Source organism: Myxococcaceae bacterium JPH2, assembly GCA_016458225.1.
In the GTDB taxonomy this organism is placed as follows: Bacteria; Myxococcota; Myxococcia; order Myxococcales; family Myxococcaceae; genus Citreicoccus.
Genome location: JAEMGR010000001.1, coordinates 557,273 through 573,461, shown reverse-complemented (window position 1 = coordinate 573,461; position 16,189 = coordinate 557,273). Strand labels below are relative to the sequence as shown.

At 68.6% G+C, this 16,189-nt stretch carries 12 protein-coding genes; 8 read left to right on the top strand and 4 right to left on the bottom strand.

Annotation, left to right across the window (positions count from 1 at the left end; genetic code table 11):
- Positions 1–61: 61 nt before the first annotated feature.
- Positions 62–2,392 (bottom strand): transglycosylase SLT domain-containing protein, encoded by a 2,331-nt coding sequence (locus tag JGU66_02415; GenBank protein ID MBJ6759599.1) that lies wholly within the window; start codon positions 2,390–2,392, stop codon positions 62–64.
- A gap of 373 nt (positions 2,393–2,765) precedes the next feature.
- On the opposite strand from JGU66_02415, the gene JGU66_02410 reads away from it, so the two are divergent.
- The 4 genes from JGU66_02410 (at position 2,766) to JGU66_02395 (ending at position 9,493) form a co-directional block, all read left to right on the top strand.
- On the top strand, positions 2,766–3,761 hold the full coding sequence (locus JGU66_02410) for a hypothetical protein (GenBank protein ID MBJ6759598.1): 996 nt from the start codon (positions 2,766–2,768) through the stop codon (positions 3,759–3,761).
- 142 nt (positions 3,762–3,903) lie between these two features.
- Positions 3,904–5,967, top strand: a complete 2,064-nt coding sequence (locus JGU66_02405; protein MBJ6759597.1) for a S46 family peptidase — start codon at positions 3,904–3,906, stop codon at positions 5,965–5,967.
- Between the two features lie 122 nt (positions 5,968–6,089).
- A complete protein-coding gene (locus JGU66_02400) occupies positions 6,090–8,093 on the top strand; it encodes a S8 family serine peptidase (protein MBJ6759596.1) in 2,004 nt (667 codons plus the stop codon).
- Between the two features lie 164 nt (positions 8,094–8,257).
- The gene (locus tag JGU66_02395) at positions 8,258–9,493 is read left to right on the top strand and encodes a tetratricopeptide repeat protein (GenBank protein MBJ6759595.1); all 1,236 of its coding nucleotides are present in this window, start codon (positions 8,258–8,260) and stop codon (positions 9,491–9,493) included.
- A gap of 67 nt (positions 9,494–9,560) precedes the next feature.
- Here the strand turns inward: JGU66_02395 and JGU66_02390 are convergent, their stop codons facing one another.
- The gene (locus JGU66_02390) at positions 9,561–10,745 is read right to left on the bottom strand and encodes a TonB C-terminal domain-containing protein (GenBank protein ID MBJ6759594.1); all 1,185 of its coding nucleotides are present in this window, start codon (positions 10,743–10,745) and stop codon (positions 9,561–9,563) included.
- Positions 10,746–10,762: 17 nt separating this feature from the next.
- Positions 10,763–11,731 carry a prolyl aminopeptidase gene (gene pip / locus JGU66_02385; protein ID MBJ6759593.1) on the bottom strand — a complete coding sequence of 323 codons (969 nt, stop codon included), beginning with the start codon at positions 11,729–11,731 and terminating at the stop codon, positions 10,763–10,765.
- Positions 11,732–11,991: 260 nt separating this feature from the next.
- Here pip and JGU66_02380 point away from each other — a divergent pair, with 260 nt between their 5' ends.
- Positions 11,992–12,183 (top strand): hypothetical protein, encoded by a 192-nt coding sequence (locus JGU66_02380; GenBank protein MBJ6759592.1) that lies wholly within the window; start codon positions 11,992–11,994, stop codon positions 12,181–12,183.
- A gap of 24 nt (positions 12,184–12,207) precedes the next feature.
- Here JGU66_02380 and JGU66_02375 read toward each other — a convergent pair whose 3' ends face one another.
- Entirely contained in the window at positions 12,208–13,401 is a 1,194-nt protein-coding gene (locus tag JGU66_02375; GenBank protein MBJ6759591.1) for a methyltransferase domain-containing protein, read from the bottom strand.
- A 62-nt stretch (positions 13,402–13,463) separates the two neighbouring features.
- Here JGU66_02375 and JGU66_02370 point away from each other — a divergent pair, with 62 nt between their 5' ends.
- From JGU66_02370 to JGU66_02360, 3 genes are read left to right on the top strand one after another with little or no spacing between them, the layout of a single operon-like run.
- Positions 13,464–14,465 carry an ATP-binding cassette domain-containing protein gene (locus JGU66_02370; protein MBJ6759590.1) on the top strand — a complete coding sequence of 334 codons (1,002 nt, stop codon included), beginning with the start codon at positions 13,464–13,466 and terminating at the stop codon, positions 14,463–14,465.
- On the top strand, positions 14,462–15,265 hold the full coding sequence (locus JGU66_02365; protein MBJ6759589.1) for an ABC-2 family transporter protein: 804 nt from the start codon (positions 14,462–14,464) through the stop codon (positions 15,263–15,265). Before JGU66_02370 ends, JGU66_02365 begins: the two co-directional genes overlap by 4 nt.
- A gap of 6 nt (positions 15,266–15,271) precedes the next feature.
- Positions 15,272–16,063, top strand: a complete 792-nt coding sequence (locus tag JGU66_02360) for an ABC-2 family transporter protein (protein MBJ6759588.1) — start codon at positions 15,272–15,274, stop codon at positions 16,061–16,063.
- Positions 16,064–16,189 lie beyond the last annotated feature (126 nt).

Below are 16,189 nucleotides of genomic sequence, written 5' to 3'. Positions count from 1 at the left end.
CCGAACCGAGGAACGTTCGGCCTGTCGCGTCGTCTTCCGCGCAGGGCATCAGGAACAGGCCCTACAGCGGTGCGCGCGTCAGCCAGGTATTGGGAGAGGTCCGAGGCGCGTAGAGCAGCTTGTAGGCATGCGTGCTGCCCAGCACGTGCTTGACGTACTCGCGCGTCTCCTCGAATGAGATGTGCTCCACCCACTCGTCCAGTTCGGCGCGAGGCAGGTCTCGCCTCCAGCGGTCCACCGCCGCGGGGCCCGCGTTGTAGGCCGCGACCGCGTAGGCGGGATTGCCATCGAAGCGCGCGAGGAGCTGGCCCAGGTAGGCCGCGCCCAGGCGGATGTTCTGCGCGGGCTGGAGCAGCGAGGCTTCGTCCACCGACGGAATGCCCAGCGCGCGCGCCACCGCCTGGGCCGTGTCTGGCATCAGCTGGGCCAGCCCGAGCGCGCCCGTGGACGAGCGCGCTCGGAAGTTGAAGCGGCTCTCCTCGCGGATGAGTCCCTGGAGCAAGTCCGGGTCGACGCGGGAGCGACGGGCATAGCGCTCGATGAGCGGGCGGAACGCGAGCGGCCAGGTCGCTTCCCAGACGGGCCGGGAGGTGGGGGTCAGCGGCCCCTCTACCTCTTGTCGCAAGGACACTCGCGCCACCTGGCGCGCGGCCCAACCCCGGCCCGTGCGCCGGAGCGTTTGATAGAGCAACCGAGCGGACTCCTCGGACAGGGCGCGCGTGTCGACCGCCAGCAGCTCGTCCACCGCGCCGGGCTGCCCCAGTCGGAGCAGCTCGACTCCCGCCAGGAAGCGCGGGTCATGTTGGAGCGGACCCAGCGGCAGCGGCCACAGCTCACCGGTGAGTCTGCTCCCATCCGGCGTTGCCACAGGCGGGGACAAGGGGCGCGACATCGGCTCTTGCGAGGACAGCGCCAGCCGCGCGCGGGCCAGCATTCCGTACCACGTGGCGGGCCGCTCGGTGGCGATGTGCTCATACCGAGACACCGCCGCGTTGGTGGCGTCCCCCGACTCCAACATCCGAGCCTGCCAATACCGGGCGCGCCACAACGACTCGTCCGTGCGAGCCGCCACGGGGAGCTTCTCCACGGACGCGAGCGAGGCGAGCGCGGCCGGTGTATCCCCCTGACGGACGTGCAGCCAGAAGGCGCGGAACAGGGCCTCCGCGGCGAAGTTGCCCGTGGGGTAGCGGCGCGCCACGTCTTCGTACCGTGTGAGCGCGTCGTCCTCCTGGCCCGAGCGCTGGAGCAACCATCCCTCGAAGAAGAGGGCGTCATCCGCGTAGCCATGCGCCGGGTAGTCGTGCGCGAGCGTGGCATAGGTGCCGATGGCCGCCTCGGGCTCCACCACCGACTGCGAATACGCCAGGAGATAGAGCGCCTGGGGCCGTTGCTCCGGCGCCAGGCAGTGCTCGACCACGGGCGTCAGCACTTGAATGGCGCGCCGATGCTGGCGCTCCTTGCGCAGGGCGCGGCCTTGCAGCAATCGCACGCGGCACGCCAGTTCGTCTGGCAGCGGTGAGAGCGGACCCGTGTGGGCCAGGAGGTCCATCGCGTCTTGGTTGTGGTGCAGCTCGACGAGCGCCTCGGCGCGGCGCACCCGCCACTTGAGTGGCAAGGGCAGACCTCGCAGCCGCTGCCTCGCGCGGTCGCCCTCTCGCGAGAGCGGGCTGGTGGCCCAGACCTCCAGCAGCGCGCGGTGCTCCACGTTGTAGAGGCCCTGTGTGCGCGCGAGGTCGCACAAGGTCAGCAGGGCTTTGAGCCGGAGCGGATCCGGTCCGCGCTCCTCTCGGCTGTCGATGAACTCCTGCAGGGCTTGCAGCGCGCCGGGGACGTCGTGCTGTCGCTGGAGCAGCTTCGCGAGACGGAATCGCGCCTCGGGATAGAGCGGCGAGTGGGCATCGACGGCGCGGTAGCGCGCGATGGCCTCCGTGGGTTTGCGCAGTCGCTCGAAGGCCTGGGCCGCGCGAATCGAACAGTGGTCGCGCAGTGGGACGTAGTCCTCGGCCAGGGCGGAGAACTCGCGCGCGGCGGTGGCGGCGTCACCCGAGAGGAGCGCGCTCTGCGCCATGAAGAAGCGAACGGGCTGCGTGGGCTCGCTCTGCTCCAGCAGTCGCCGCGCGCGTTCGTAGCGGCCTCGCTCGAGCTCCGCGCGCGCCCGGCCGAGGACTCCATCCGCGAGGTAGGGCGCCAGGTGCTCCGGGCCGAAGGTCGCGGCTTCCTGGGGCTCACCCGTCAGCGGCGTGACAGGGCTTTCGAGCAGGGCCTCCAGGTGTTCGTCGGAGAGCACTTCGTCGGGCTCGTCGGGTGGCGCCGCCTGGGCCCAGGCGGTTGCTGGCCCCAGCAGGTTCGCGCAGGCGAGGAGCACCGCGGTCGTGCTTCGAAATCCATCCATGGCAGCCCTCGTCCTCCGACATGGGTTGGATGGATTGTCACGACCGGCGCGGATGGGACTGGGGCTCGCGCGACGTCGTCCCGAGCGCGTCGTCCAGCGGATATCGTGGGCCGTCGCGCGGGCGGGCCTGCTCGAAACACGACGCCGATGTGTCTGTTGGCGCGTAAGCGGTCCTGGGCGGCGGTGGCGCAGCCGACCACCTGCTCGACCGCGCGCACGTGTTCGATATGCGTCCCCGCACGGTGCGTTCAATGGTTCGCAACGCGCGGTCGCTCGCGCGATGCACGACTCGCTCGCGCCCGGGCTCGAACGCTTCTGGATGAAGCGCTCGACGGAGCTGCGTTCGGTCGGAATCCCAGAGAGGAACCAGGACATGCACGGACGCTGGATGATGGCCGCGCTGGTCGCGGCGGGTGTGCTCGTGGGCTGTGATGGCGCAGGGACCGGAAGCGCGGAGCAACCGTTGCTCTCGCAGGCACAGGGCGTTCGCGCGTCCACGCGCGCCGCGCGCCGCTTTCCGGAGCGACTGCACATCCCGGTGCCGGACTTCTTCCCCGAGGGCATCGCTCACGCGAACGACGGCACCTTCTTCGTGGGCAGCTACGCGGATGGTCGCGTGATGCGGCAGCGGCCCGGCGCGTCGTGGATGGAGCCCTTCCTGGCTCCGACCGGACGCGCGGTCGCGGGCATGAAGGTGCACGACGCGACCCATACCTTGTGGCTGTGCGACCTGGACCTCTCGCAGGCGACGCCGGATCAACTCCGGGCCTATGACTCGCGCACGGGCGCGGCGCGCGGCGCCTGGGCCTTTCCGGCGGGTGGCTTGTGCAATGACCTCACGCTGGACTCGCAGGGCACGGTCTACGTGACGGACTCGTTCCTGGGCGTGGTGCGGCGGCTGAAGCCGAATGGGAAGACGCTGGAGACGTGGGCCTCGGATCCCGCGCGGTTCATGGCTCCCCCTGGCGTGCCGGGGCTCAATGGCATCGCATGGGCCGACGGCGCGGTCTACGTCGTGAAGTACGACAGCGGGGACCTGTTCCGCGTGGACGTGCGCCCGGATGGCAACGCGGGGGCGATCACCGCCATCACCCCCAACGCGCCCATCGGGTATCCAGATGGCATCGTGTTCCAGTCTCCGGGCGTGCTGCTCGTGGTCGACAACGACAACGGCCGCTTCCTGAAGCTGAACCTGTCGGGAGATTCTGCGGCGGTGACGGTGCTGGCGACGGGGTTCGACAACCCCACCACGGTGGCGCTGCATGACGGAGATGCCTTCGTCGTCCAATCCCAGTTCGACCACTTCTTCGGCGTGGACGTGACACCGCCGGACATGCCGTTCGCGGTGAAGCGCGTCTGGCTGAGATAGGTCCGCGTGGCGGTGGTGTGTCGTCCGGTGGGCGAAGGGGCGGGGGCCATGCCTTCCGGACGACACACGGCTTCCAGCACGCATGACCCGCGAGGTCGGAGCGGTTGCAGTGCCGCGCCGAACCGACAGGAGGGAACCCGCCATGAGACGACCGCTGCTGCTCGTCTTGATTCCCCTGGTCGCCGCCACCGCGCGAGCCGACGAGGGCATGTGGACTTTCAACAACTTCCCCACCGAGGCCGTGCAGAAGAAGTACGGCTTCCAGGCCACTCCCGAGTGGCTCGGACAGGTGCGCCTGGCTTCGGCGCGTCTGGCGGGTGGGTGCTCGGGGAGCTTCGTGTCCCCGCAGGGGCTGGTGATGACCAATCACCACTGCGCCCGCGAGTGCATCGAGCAGCTCTCCACCGCGAAGCGTGACTACACGCGGGATGGCTTCCTCGCGCGCACCCTGGCCGACGAGCGGCGCTGCCCCACGATGGAGGTGAACCGGCTGCTGGAGATTCGCGACGTCACGCAGGACGTGCAGCAAGCAACGCGCGGCCTGGAAGGAGAGAAGTTCGAGCAGGCGCAGCGCGCCGTCTTCGCGAAGCTGGAGGGCGAGTGCGCCCAGAGCGCGGCGCTCCGCTGCGAGGTGGTGACGCTGTATCAAGGCGGTCGCTACGACTTGTACAAGTACCAGCGCATGCAGGACGTGCGGCTCGTCTTCGCGCCCGAGGAAGGCATCGCGTTCTTCGGTGGAGACCCGGACAACTTCGAGTTCCCTCGCTATGACTTCGATACGTCCTTCGTGCGCGTCTACGAGGACGGGAAGCCCGCGCGCACCGAGCCGTACTTCCGCTGGAGTCCGCACGGCGTGAAAGAGGGACAGCTCACGTTCGTGTCGGGCAATCCCGGCAGCACGTCACGGCTGGACACGCTCGCGGAGCTGGCCTACCAGCGGGACTTCGCGCTGCCGGAGCGACTCTTCTGGTTGGCGGAGCTGCGCGGCCAGCTCACGCAGTTCGCTCGGCGCGGGCCGGAGTTCGCGAGGACCTCCGAGGGGCTGCTGTTCGGCGTGGAGAACTCCTACAAGGCGCTGCGCGGCCGGCGCGCGGCCCTGGTGGACGAGCGCTTCTGGGAGCAGCTCGCCCAGCGCGAGCGGGAGCTGCGTGACAAGGTCAACGCGAACCCTCAGTGGAAGCAGCAGTATGGCGGCGCGTGGGATGCCATCGCGCAGGCGCAGGACAAGCTCCGGCCCATGCGCAAGCCGCTGCGGATGCTGGAGCAGGGCGCGGGCTCCGGCTCGGACCTCTTCGCTCACGCGCGGGCGTTGGTGCGCGCCACGGAGGAGCAGAAGAAGCCGAACGAGCAACGGCTGCGTGAGTACACCGAGTCAAAGCGGCCCGCGCTGGAGCAGGAGTTGATGAGCACCGCGCCCGTCCATCCTCAGGTGGAGGAACTCACGCTCGCGTTCTACTTGTCGAAGCTGCGGGAGGAACTCTCTCCGGACTCGCCGGTGGTGCGGCAGGTGTTGGGCAATGAGGCTCCGGAGGCGATGGCGGCGCGCCTGGTGAAGGGCACGCGGCTGGGCAGTCCCGAGGTGCGCAAGCAGCTCTACGAAGGGGGCGCGGCGGCCGTTGCCGCGTCGAAGGACCCGATGATTGTGCTGGCTCGGGAGCTGGATGGTCCCGCGCGCGAGGTGCGGCGGACCTATGAGAACGAGGTCGAGTCCGTGCTCAAGCGCAACAGCGAGCTCATCGGGCAGGCGCGCTTCGCCGTGTATGGGACTCGCATCTATCCCGATGCGACGTTCACCCCACGCCTCTCGTATGGCTCCGTGCAGGGCTATACGGAGGATGGCAAGCAGGTGGCTCCGTTCACCGACGTCGCGGGTTTGTACGCGCGCGCCACGGGGCAGCCTCCCTTCAAGCTGCCGCCGAGTTGGGTGAAGGCCAAGCCCACGCTCAACCCCAAGACGCCGATGAACTACGTGACGACCAACGACATCATTGGGGGGAACTCCGGCTCGCCTGTCATCAACCAGGACCTGCAAATCGTCGGGCTCGTGTTCGACGGAAACATCCAGTCCCTGGGCGGAGACTACGGCTTCGACGCAGCGGTGAATCGGACCGTGGCCGTGGACAGTGAAATCCTCGCGGAGGGACTCGCCAAGGTGTACGGCGCGCAGCGTCTGGTGAAGGAGCTGGGAATTTCTCCTGACAAGTGAGTCGTCTCTGCCCCGGTTCACGTGAAGGGGTGAAATTGATTCCAAGGCCAATCGTGAATACCCATGCAGTTTCTCATTGGGGGTTCACGATGGTGTCTCGTAGTTCAGCCTTTCGATTCATCTTGCCGTGGTTGTCCTTGTTGTCGGTCGTGGGTTGCGGTGGCTCCGTCCCGGAGCCCGCGACGCCGGTGGCGCACCAGTCGAAGGCCCTGGAGACGAAGGAGGTCCGCAGGTTCGTCCCGGGGCGCGTCATCGTGAAGTTCATCGCGGATGCGAACTCGGGCAAGCGCGTGTCGTCCGTGGCGCTGAGTGGCTTCGTGGCCCAGTCGCTGCGGCCGTTGAGCACGGGCGCGGAGCTGTGGTCGCTGACGTCGGATGGCTCCTTGCCCCAGGCGACGAGCATCGCGGAGGAGGAGGCCCGCACGCTCTCGGCCATCGAGTCGCTGCGCAAGCGCTCGGATGTCGAGTACGCCCACGAGGACCTGTACCTGGACTATTCCTCCACGCCGAACGATCCGCTGTATCCGTTGCAGTGGAGCTACCCGGCCATCGACCTGTCTCAAGCCTGGGACTACGTGACGGGGAACGTGACGGTGGCGCTGCTCGACACGGGGCGGCTGAACCATCCCGACCTGGTGGGGCGCTGGACGACCGGACGGGATTTTGGCGTCACGCCCGCGGACTCCGACCCGACGGATGACGGCACGTGGCATCACGGCATGCACGTGGCGGGCATCGTGGGCGCCAACACGAACAACAGCGTGGGTGGGGCTGGCATCTGTCAGGGCTGTCTGCTCATGCCGGTGAAGGTCTCCATCGATGACCACCCGGTGATGTCCAACGTGGACGAGGCCATCATCTGGGCCTCCCAGAATGGCGCGCGGGTCATCAACATGAGCTTCGGCACGGGGACGCAGAACGCGCCCTGTTCCACCTATCCAGACATGCAGGCCGCGGTGAACTTCGCGCTGGCGCACAACACGGTGCTGGTGGCCGCCGCGGGCAATGACAACTTCGACACCAGCAAGGTGACGCCGGCGTCGTGCACGGGCGTCATCGCGGTGGCGGCGAGCACTCGGACGAACGTGCGCGCGTCGTGGAGCAACCGTGGCGCGCGGGTGGACCTCACGGCGCCGGGGGGTGGCCCTGGCTTCTATGGCAATGGCATCAACTGCCTGAATGATGGAACGGAGTACTCGGGGACGGACGGCGTCGTGTCGAGCTGGGCCATCGTGAAGAATGGCACCACGTTGCTGCCGGGGGACTACTGCTATCGCTACCTCAGCGGCACGTCGATGGCCGCGCCTCACGTCGCGGGCGTGGCGGCGCTGCTGCTGTCCCAGAACCCGGCGTGGACTCCGGCGCAGGTGACGGCTCGGCTGAAGGCGACGGCCACCCCGATTCCCGGCTGCACGACGGACTGTGGCACGGGCCTGCTCAACGCGCTGCGCGCCGTGGCGCCGCCGCTGTCCATCCCGAGCTTCGCGTGCACCTCCTCGCAGGGCACGTTCTCGTGCTCGGGGAGCGCGGCGGGTGGCATGGGCAATTATGTGTATGGCTTCGCGGGGGTGGCCAACGCGACGGTGACGGCTGTCTCGGCGAACAGTGCGACGGGAACGTGCACGCCGAATACGGCGGCCACGGTGCGCATGACCGTGACTGACCGGGATGGGACCATGGCGAACCGGGACGCCTCCTTCACGTGCGGGGCGCTGGTCCGGGATGCCCAGTTCGGAGCGATGATGACGCCCGTCACGGTGTACGCGGGGCGGGCGTTCACGGCGTCGGTGACGATGCGGAACACGGGCACGCAGACGTGGACGGCGGCGGACAACTTCAAGCTGGGTGCGCAGTCCCCGCAGGACAACTCCACGTGGGTTCCGAGCACGCGCGTGTTGCTGGCGCCATCGGATGCCATCGCGACCGGGCAGCAGAAGATCTTCACCATCAACGCCACGGCGCCCATGACGCCGGGGACCTATGCGTTCCAGTGGCGCATGGTGCAGGAGTTCGTCACCTGGTTTGGGGACTACACGCCGGTCCGGAACATCACCGTGATTCCGGACCCCTGCTACTGCCCGCCGGGTGGCGAGTGCCCGGCGGTGGTCTGCCCTGAACCGATGTAACGCGTGTCGTGCCGCCAGGACTCCGCGTGGGTCCTGGCGGTGCGACTGCACGCACGTGCGCGGTTGTCTGGAATGCATGGACTCAAAGTGATGGGACCGGGCGTGAAAGGGAAATGATGGAACCATGAGGATTCGTTCGGGGCCTGCCATGTGAACTTGCGGCCATGCCTCGACGCCTCATGGTTCTCTCTTCGTTGCTCTTGATTGCGGCATGCAAGACGGCTGCGCCTGTGATTGCGAACCCCGCCGTTTCGAAGCCCAAGGCTCCGGCTCCGACGCCTGCCGATCTGGCTCTGGAAGAACGCCTGGACATTGCGCGGTTCGGTACTGACGCTGCTGCCACGAAGCGCGACTTCAACACGCTTCGAGAGGAACTCAAGAAGGCGGTCCAGCAGACGCCTGAAGACGCGCACCTGCATTATCTGTTGGGGCGAGTGTATTTCTATCTCGAGCAGGACGCCGAGGCGCGGTGGGAGTTCGACCTGGCGATTGCCTTGGCTCCGGATGTCGCGGAGTACCACTACCTCAAGGGGTACTTCCTGCGATGCATCCAGGACATGCAAGGGGCCGCCGCCGAGATGTCGCGAGCGACGGAGCTTGAGCCTCAGTCGTCAAAGTACTGGGCCGCGTTGGGCTCGCTGCTGGCGAGCGCGAACGAGAACGATGGCGCGGTGAAGGCGTTCCATCGCGCCATGGAACTCAATCCGAACGACGCCGGGCTCTCCGCCGAGGTGGGCCTGTTGCTGTTGTCCATGGGGAAAGAGGCCGAGGCCTTTGCGTATCTGGGAAAGACGACGGCCGAGCATCCGAAGGATGAAACGACTCAGTACAACATCGGGCAGGCGTATCAGAACAAAGGAGACCACCCGAACGCGCTTGTGCACTTCCGAGCGGCGTCCCAGCGAATGCCAGATGACTGGCGGATGCTCGCGAAGCTGGTGCAAGAGCACGCAGCGCTGAACCAGCCTGTGGAGCGCGATGGGGCGAGGGCTCGGCTGATGAAGCTTCATGCCGACGGGAAGGTGGAGAGCGCATTCTTCGTTCGCGAGCAATTCCAGGTCGGCGAGGCGAAGGTGATGGTCGCGGAGAACTTCAAGCTCGAGGGCGCCTGGGCCGTTCGTTACACCTTCTACGTGACGAAACCCGGGTCTGACGGCGCTGCGCTGGACTCAAGGATGAGCCTTGGCTCGTATGAGTTCACCCAGCATGCAAAGGCCTCCAGTCCTTTGGCGAGTGCGGAGCGGATTTTCCACTTCGACTCCTACGAGGGGAACTCCCGGCATTTGACCTACGCGTTCTTTGACGGAGAGCCCTCGTATGAAGTCGCGCGCAAGCTGGCGGTGGCGGTGCTTCGCGACGAGGTGAAGCCCATCTCAGGAACGACGGCCCATCGCGAGTAAGCCTCGCGGCTCAGTGCACGCCCGCCCGCGATTCCTTGCGTGAGCGGGCATGCTCAACGGCGCGGTGCTACTGCGCGCCCGTGAGCTTGAGGTGCTTGAAGTAGTCGGACTCCGCGATGGCTCCGGCGAAGTCGAAGGAGACGTCGCGGTGGTGCGTGTCCCAGCCTCGCACCAGCTCCAGCTCCCACAGGCTGACGAGCTGCGTGCGCGAGCCGAGCGCCTCCTGCGGCGGCTCGGGCAGCGTTCCTCCCGCCGCGCGGATGTTCGCGAGCGCGCCTCGGTCAATCTCCGGCAACGCGGAGGGCTTGAGCATCCGCAGCTCCAGCAAGTGCCCGTCGCGGTCCTGCGTCAGCCGCATGAGCATCCGCCGCTTGCTCTTCACGTCCGCGCCCGCCTGCGACTCCAGCGCCACCTGCGTGGAGAAGTTCGACGTCAGGTCCTCGCCTCCCAACGTGCGCGGCATGAAGCCCGGCGTCACTCCCGCCAGCGGTGAGCCGGACTTCCCATACGCCTCCGCTCGCTGCTGCCACGAGTTCAGGAAGTCCTTCGTGCCGTAGCCGCGGCTGCGCAGCGTCTCAGTGCCCAGCTTGGCCACCACCGGCTCCGGCTTCCACGCGTCGAACAGCGCCTGGCCCAGCTTCTGGAAGTACGGATGCACCGCGCCCCGCGTCGCTCGGCTGAGCGCGAGCGCGTCCTGCGCGGTCTCTCGCACGAGCTGCTCGGGTGACACGCGCCGCGGCGCCTGGATGCCCCGTGCGTCCTCCGTCTCCTCTTCCGGCGGCAGGTCGTTCCCCGCGGTCTGGGCCAGCGCTGACGCAGAGGGGGTCAGCGACACCGGCCCTCGCTGCCCGTCGGGCCTCGCGCGAGGCACGTCCGAGCCCGGTGCCGCCGTGGGCATGTCCGTCGCGAGCACGGGCTGATCCGACCCTGCTCGCGGAGTGTCCGTCTCCTCGGCGGGGCGCTCCGCCTTCGCCGGGGCGGGCGCGGTCACCACGGGCGCGGGAGCCTTGGGCGTGACGGGCCGCCGCACGACGGGCGCTTGCGGCGGCGCGGGCGGAGGCGTGACGGGCGTGACAGGCGCCGGTCGCTTGCGCTCGATGATGCTCACCTGCAGTGGCGTCCGCTGCGGAGCCACGGGCGGGGGCGTCTTGGCTCGCGACAGCCAGAGCGCCGCGAGCCCGTGGACTCCCAAGCTGACAAGCAATGCCCACGTGAGGAACGAGCTGTGGCGCCGAGACTGGGGCTTGCGCATGAGGACGGGGACTCCGCTCAGTTCCCGGTGCGGAACCGGTCCGTCGCTTCAACGAGCGCGGACGTGTTGCCCGGCTCGTTCGCCGAGTGGCCCGCGTCCGGGACGATGACCAGCTCGGCCTCGGGCCACGCGCGGTGCAGCGCCCACGCGCTCTCGGGCGGGCACACGACGTCGTAGCGGCCCTGCACGATGACGGCGGGGATGTGCCGGATGCGGTGCACGTCGTCGAGCAACTGCGTGTCGCTGCGCAGGAAGCCCTTGTTGACGAAGTAGTGGCACTCGATGCGCGCGAAGGCGAGTGAGAAGTCGTCGCCCGCGTTGCGCGCCACCAGCTCCGCGTTGGGATACAGGCAGCTCGTGCGGCCCTCCCACACGCTCCATGCCCGCGCGGCCTCCTGCCGCACCCGCATGTCCGTGCTCATCAGCCGCTTGTGGTAGGCGGAGAGCAGGTCGCCGCGCTCCTCAGGGGGGATGGGGTGCAGGAAGTGCTCCCACGCGTCCGGATAGATCGCATCTGTGCCGCGCTGGTAGAACCAGTCAATCTCCTGCTTGCGCAAGAGGAAGATGCCGCGCAGCACCAGCTCCGTGACGCGCTCCGGATGCTTCTGCGCATAGGCGAGCGAGAGCGTGCTGCCCCACGAGCCGCCGAAGAGCTGCCAGCGCTGGATGCCCAGGTGCTCGCGCAGGCGCTCCATGTCCGCCACGAGGTCCCACGTGGTGTTGTGCTCCAGGCTCGCGAACGGCGTGCTCCGCCCGCACCCGCGCTGGTCGAACAGGATGATGCGGTAGACGCGAGGGTCGAAGAACCGGCGCTGCTTCGGATCCGTGCCGCCACCGGGGCCGCCGTGAACGAAGATGGCGGGCTTGCCCTGGGGGTTGCCGCACTCCTCGAAGTACAGCTCGTGCCCGTCCGTGACGGGCAGGCGACCAGTGCGATAGGGCTCGATAGGCGGATACAGGGTGCGCGGCGGGGTCGGGGAGGACACGTCATTCCTTCCGTGGCAGCAGGGTCGACGCCACCCTAGCAGAGCGTCCCCAACCCGGCCGGTGACGGAAAATTTCCGAGGAGCGCCCCTCAACCCGGCCAGTGCCCCGCCGGCCGAGCGGCCTGTCCACCAGGCCACGCTTCCAACCCGCCCGCACCGAGGACCCCCGCGGATGTGACGGTGAATTGACCCGCGCGCAACGAGGCCTTTGCGCGAGCCAGGGACACTGCTCGCGCACTCCAAACCCAAGGAGCGTTCCCATGAACATCGCCTCGCTCGTCAATCCCCCCAGGCCGCCGGCTCCGCCCCGTGCCCCGCGGCGGCTCCAGATGGCGCGCCTCCAGGCCTCGGTGCTCGCCCAGGGCGCGGTGACAGGGCTCCGAGATTCGGTGATGGCGTTCCGCTTCATGCGCGGCGTCCTCACCGGCGCGGGCCTCGCCGCCGTGAAGTAGCCGCGGAAGTCGCCGCGCCTCGCGTCAGGCCTTCGGCGGTGTCGCGGCCGGCTCAGGCTCTCGGGGCGGAGGCGGCACGCCGCGCCCCGCTTGGGCCACCATGCGGACCTCCGAGCCCTCGCCCATCGCGATGCCGTCGCCCTTCGCCTCCGTCTGCGTGACGGCGATGACGTCGCCGCGCTGCAGGTGGAAGAAGCGCTCGTTCTGCTCGGTGCGGTGCTTGTCCTGCATCGCCAGGCCCACGCGTCCCTCCGGACCGCAGCCGATGTAGCGCTGGCGCCCCTTGCCCTCGAGCGACTCGGAGACGATGCGGAAGAGGCGACCCGGCGGCGGCTCCGGCCAGCTCTCGCCCTTGGGTGCCAGCACCAGGTAGCTCATCTTCAGCGCCTCCTTGTGGAGGCCCGCGGCCTTGGCCAGCTCCTCCACGACGCGAGGCATGGGCCACGCGCGCTCGGCATGGCACCAGTCGGTCTCCTTCACCAACGCGGGGCAGGCGCCTCGGTACATGCACGGCGCGCGCACCGCGTAGCCGCGCTCCACCAGCAGGTCGCGCACCTTGAGCAGGTTGCGGCTCGTCTCGCGCAGCGCGGGCTCCAGCACCAGCACGCTGCCGCCGCGCTTCACCTTGCCGAGCACCGCCTCCAGGAGCGCCGCGCGCGGCTTGAGGGCCTCATCGGTGGCGCCGTACAGCTCGTTCACCACGTGGCCCAGGGTGATGAGGTCGTACTGGCCCTCGGGCAGCTCGGTGCCCTTCTTCATCGGGTCCCACTCGCGCGTGGCCAGGGCCTCGCCGGCCTCGGTGGCCAGCGCGCGCGCCAGGGTGAGGGCCGCCTTGCTGCGGTCCGCCGCGGTCACCTCGCCGCCGCCCGCGTCCATCGCCGCGAAGGCCACCGGGCCCGGACCGCTGCCCAGGTCCAGCACGTGGCGCGGGCGCGAAGGCAGCTCGCCCAGCACCTGCCGCGCCTGCGCGTAGGACACCGGCCAGTAGAAGAGGAGGTAGGCGCCCAAGAGGCGCGGGTCATCCATGTAGCGCGCGCCCGCGAGCTGGCGCTCACGCGTCAGCCCCAGCGACAGCTGCTTCACGCCCGCGGCGACCTCTTTGACTTCCTGCGGCGTGAGGCGCCCCTCGGGGCCCTCGGTCCGGCCGCGCGAGGCCCGCCACACGGCGATGAGCCGGGGCATCCATCGCTCCAGGTCCTTGCTGTACGCGTTGCTCATCTACCGTGCCTTCTAAAGAGAGGGTCGCTCCCGGGAGCCGACCGCGTTAAACACCGCCGCACATGATCTCCGTTCGCGGCCTGCGCAAGCACTACAAGGTCCACAAGCGCCCGCCCGGCCTGAAAGCGGCCCTTCGTTCGCTCGTCCACCGCAGCTACTCCACGGTCAAGGCCGTGGATGGCATTTCCTTCGACATCCGTCCCGGGGAGCGCGTGGGCTTCCTGGGGCCCAACGGCGCGGGCAAGACGACGACCCTCAAGGTCCTCGCGGGCCTGCTCCACCCCTCCGAGGGCGAGGTGCGCGTGGACGGTCACGTGCCGCGCCTGCGCGAGGATGAGTTTCTCAAGAAGATCATGCTCGTCATGGGGCAGAAGCAGCAGCTGCTCTGGGACCTCCCTCCCGCGGAGACCTTCGAACTCAACCGCGCCATCTACGACGTGCCCCGCGCTCAGTACAAGCAGACGTTGGATGAGCTGGTGGGGTTGTTGGAGCTGGAGGACCTCATCGGCAAGCCCACGCGGCAGCTCTCCCTGGGCGAGCGGATGAAGTGCGAGCTGGCGGCGGCCCTCATCCACCGGCCCCGGGTGCTCTTCCTGGACGAGCCCACCATCGGGTTGGACGTGGCCATGCAGGCCACCATGCGCAGCTTCATCAAGAGCTACAACGAGCGCTACGGCGCGACGCTCATCCTCACCAGCCACTACATGGATGACGTGGCGGCGCTCTGCCCGCGCGTCATCGTCATCGACAAGGGGCTGTTGTCGTACGACGGCAGCCTGGAGGCGCTGGTGCAGCGCGTGCGCCCGGAGAAGCGCGTGGTGCTGCGCCTGGCCGAGCCGGTGGACAACGCGCGCCTGACACCCCTGGGCAAGGTGGTGTCGCACGAGCCGGGCATGGCGGTGCTCCAGGTGCATCAGGAGTCGGTCAACGCCACCATCAGCCGCGCGCTGGCGAGCCTGACGGTGACGGACCTCACGGTGGAGAACGCGCCGCTGGAGGAGGTCATGGGCGAGCTGTTCGCGGAGGGCAAGGCCCGGCGTGCCGCGGCCGAGGGCGCTTCATGAGCCTGCGCAACACCGTGCGGGCCTTCCCCACGCTCTTGAAGGTGGGGTTCTCCGAGGCGGTGGCGTACCGGGCGGAGCTGCTCGTCTGGGTGCTGTCCACCACCATGCCGCTCATCATGATGGCGCTGTGGACGGCGGTGGCGCGCACGGCGCCGGTGGGGCGCTTCGGGCAGGCGGACTTCGTGGGCTACTTCCTGGCCACGTTCGCGGTGCGCCAGCTCATCAGCTCGTGGGCCGCGTGGCTCATCAACTGGGAGGTGAAGCAGGGCACGCTGTCCATGCGCCTCCTGCGTCCCATCTCTCCCTTGTGGGCCTACGCGGCGGAGAACATCGCGGCGTTCCCCATGCGCCTCGTGGTGGCGATGCCGGTGACGGTGCTGGGCGTGGTCTTCGTGGGGTGGCAGGTGGTGCCGCGCTCCGCCGTGGGCTGGGTCCTCTTCGCCGTGTCCATCGTGGGCGGGTGGCTCATCACCTTCCTCACCAACGCCATCATCGGCTCCTTGAGCCTCTTCATGGACAGCAGCCAGAAGCTGATGGAGGTGTACCTGGTGCTGTTCTTCGTGTGCTCCGGGTACATGTACCCGGTGGAGCTGTTTCCCGAGGGGCTGCGCTCGCTCATCGACTGGCTCCCGTTCCGCTATCAGATGGGCCTGCCCACGGAGCTGATGACGGGCGCGCATGAGACGGCCGAGGCGCTGCGGCTGCTCGCCTTTCAGTGGGGCTGGGTGACCGTGTTGGCGGTGGGGACGACGGTGGTGTGGCGGTACGGACTGCGGCGCTTCGCGGCGTTCGGAGGGTAGGGCGGAATGCTGCGGCGATATCTCAGACTGCTGGGCGTGCAGCTGAAGGCCTCGGGCCTGCAGGCGCTCCAGTACCGCGCGGACTTCCTCACGGATGGGGCCACGTCGCTGGCGTGGACGTTCACGGCGCTGGCGCCGCTGCTCGTCGTCTACGGCGAGCGGCCGAGCATCGCGGGGTGGACCTTCAGTGAGGCGCTGCTGGTGGTGGGCTGGTTCACCTTGCTCCAGGGGGTGTTGGAGGGCGCCATCAATCCCAGCCTCACCGGCGTGGTGGAGCACATCCGCAAGGGCACGCTGGACTTCGTGTTGCTCAAGCCCGCGGATGCGCAGTTCCTGGTGTCCACCCAACGCTTCCTGCCCTGGCGCGCCATCAACGTGCTCACGGGCGTGGGGCTGTTCATCTATGCCTTCTGGAAGCTGGGGCGCTGGCCGTCCGGGCCGGGGCTGCTCGCGTCCGTCGTGCTGCTGGGCACCAGCACGCTCTTGCTCTACTCGCTGTGGATCCTCACGGTGAGCGCCGCGTTCGTCGTGGTGCGCGTGGACAACCTCACGTACTTCTTCACCTCCATCTTCGACGCCGCGCGTTGGCCCTCGTCGGTGTTCCGGGGCGGGCTGGCGCTGTTCTTCACCTTCGTCATTCCGCTGGCGCTGATGACCACGTATCCGGCGGAGGCCATGCTGGGCCGGCTGCCGTGGCAGTCATTGGTGGGCGCGGTGCTGGGCTCGCTGGTGTTCGCCTGGGTGGCGCGTCGCGTGTGGTTGCGCTCCATCGGGCACTACACCTCCGCGAGCAGCTAGCGCGCGAAGAAGTGTCGTGCGCGCGTCATGCACGACCCTGCCCGGGTGACGCGTGACGCGCGCGGCGTGGCGTTCTTCCTGAGTGGTGTCCACCTTCGTGCTGGGCTATGGGGCCGCCGTCGCGGG

Coding starts and splice junctions, on each gene's coding strand:
- JGU66_02405 (MBJ6759597.1), top strand. CDS start 3,904: ATGAGACGACCGCTGCTGCTCGTCTTGATTCCCCTGGTCGCCGCCACC.
- JGU66_02365 (MBJ6759589.1), top strand. CDS start 14,462: ATGAGCCTGCGCAACACCGTGCGGGCCTTCCCCACGCTCTTGAAGGTG.
- JGU66_02375 (MBJ6759591.1), bottom strand. CDS start 13,401: ATGAGCAACGCGTACAGCAAGGACCTGGAGCGATGGATGCCCCGGCTC.
- JGU66_02415 (MBJ6759599.1), bottom strand. CDS start 2,392: ATGGATGGATTTCGAAGCACGACCGCGGTGCTCCTCGCCTGCGCGAAC.
- JGU66_02360 (MBJ6759588.1), top strand. CDS start 15,272: ATGCTGCGGCGATATCTCAGACTGCTGGGCGTGCAGCTGAAGGCCTCG.
- JGU66_02395 (MBJ6759595.1), top strand. CDS start 8,258: ATGCCTCGACGCCTCATGGTTCTCTCTTCGTTGCTCTTGATTGCGGCA.
- JGU66_02390 (MBJ6759594.1), bottom strand. CDS start 10,745: ATGCGCAAGCCCCAGTCTCGGCGCCACAGCTCGTTCCTCACGTGGGCA.
- JGU66_02410 (MBJ6759598.1), top strand. CDS start 2,766: ATGCACGGACGCTGGATGATGGCCGCGCTGGTCGCGGCGGGTGTGCTC.
- JGU66_02370 (MBJ6759590.1), top strand. CDS start 13,464: ATGATCTCCGTTCGCGGCCTGCGCAAGCACTACAAGGTCCACAAGCGC.
- JGU66_02380 (MBJ6759592.1), top strand. CDS start 11,992: ATGAACATCGCCTCGCTCGTCAATCCCCCCAGGCCGCCGGCTCCGCCC.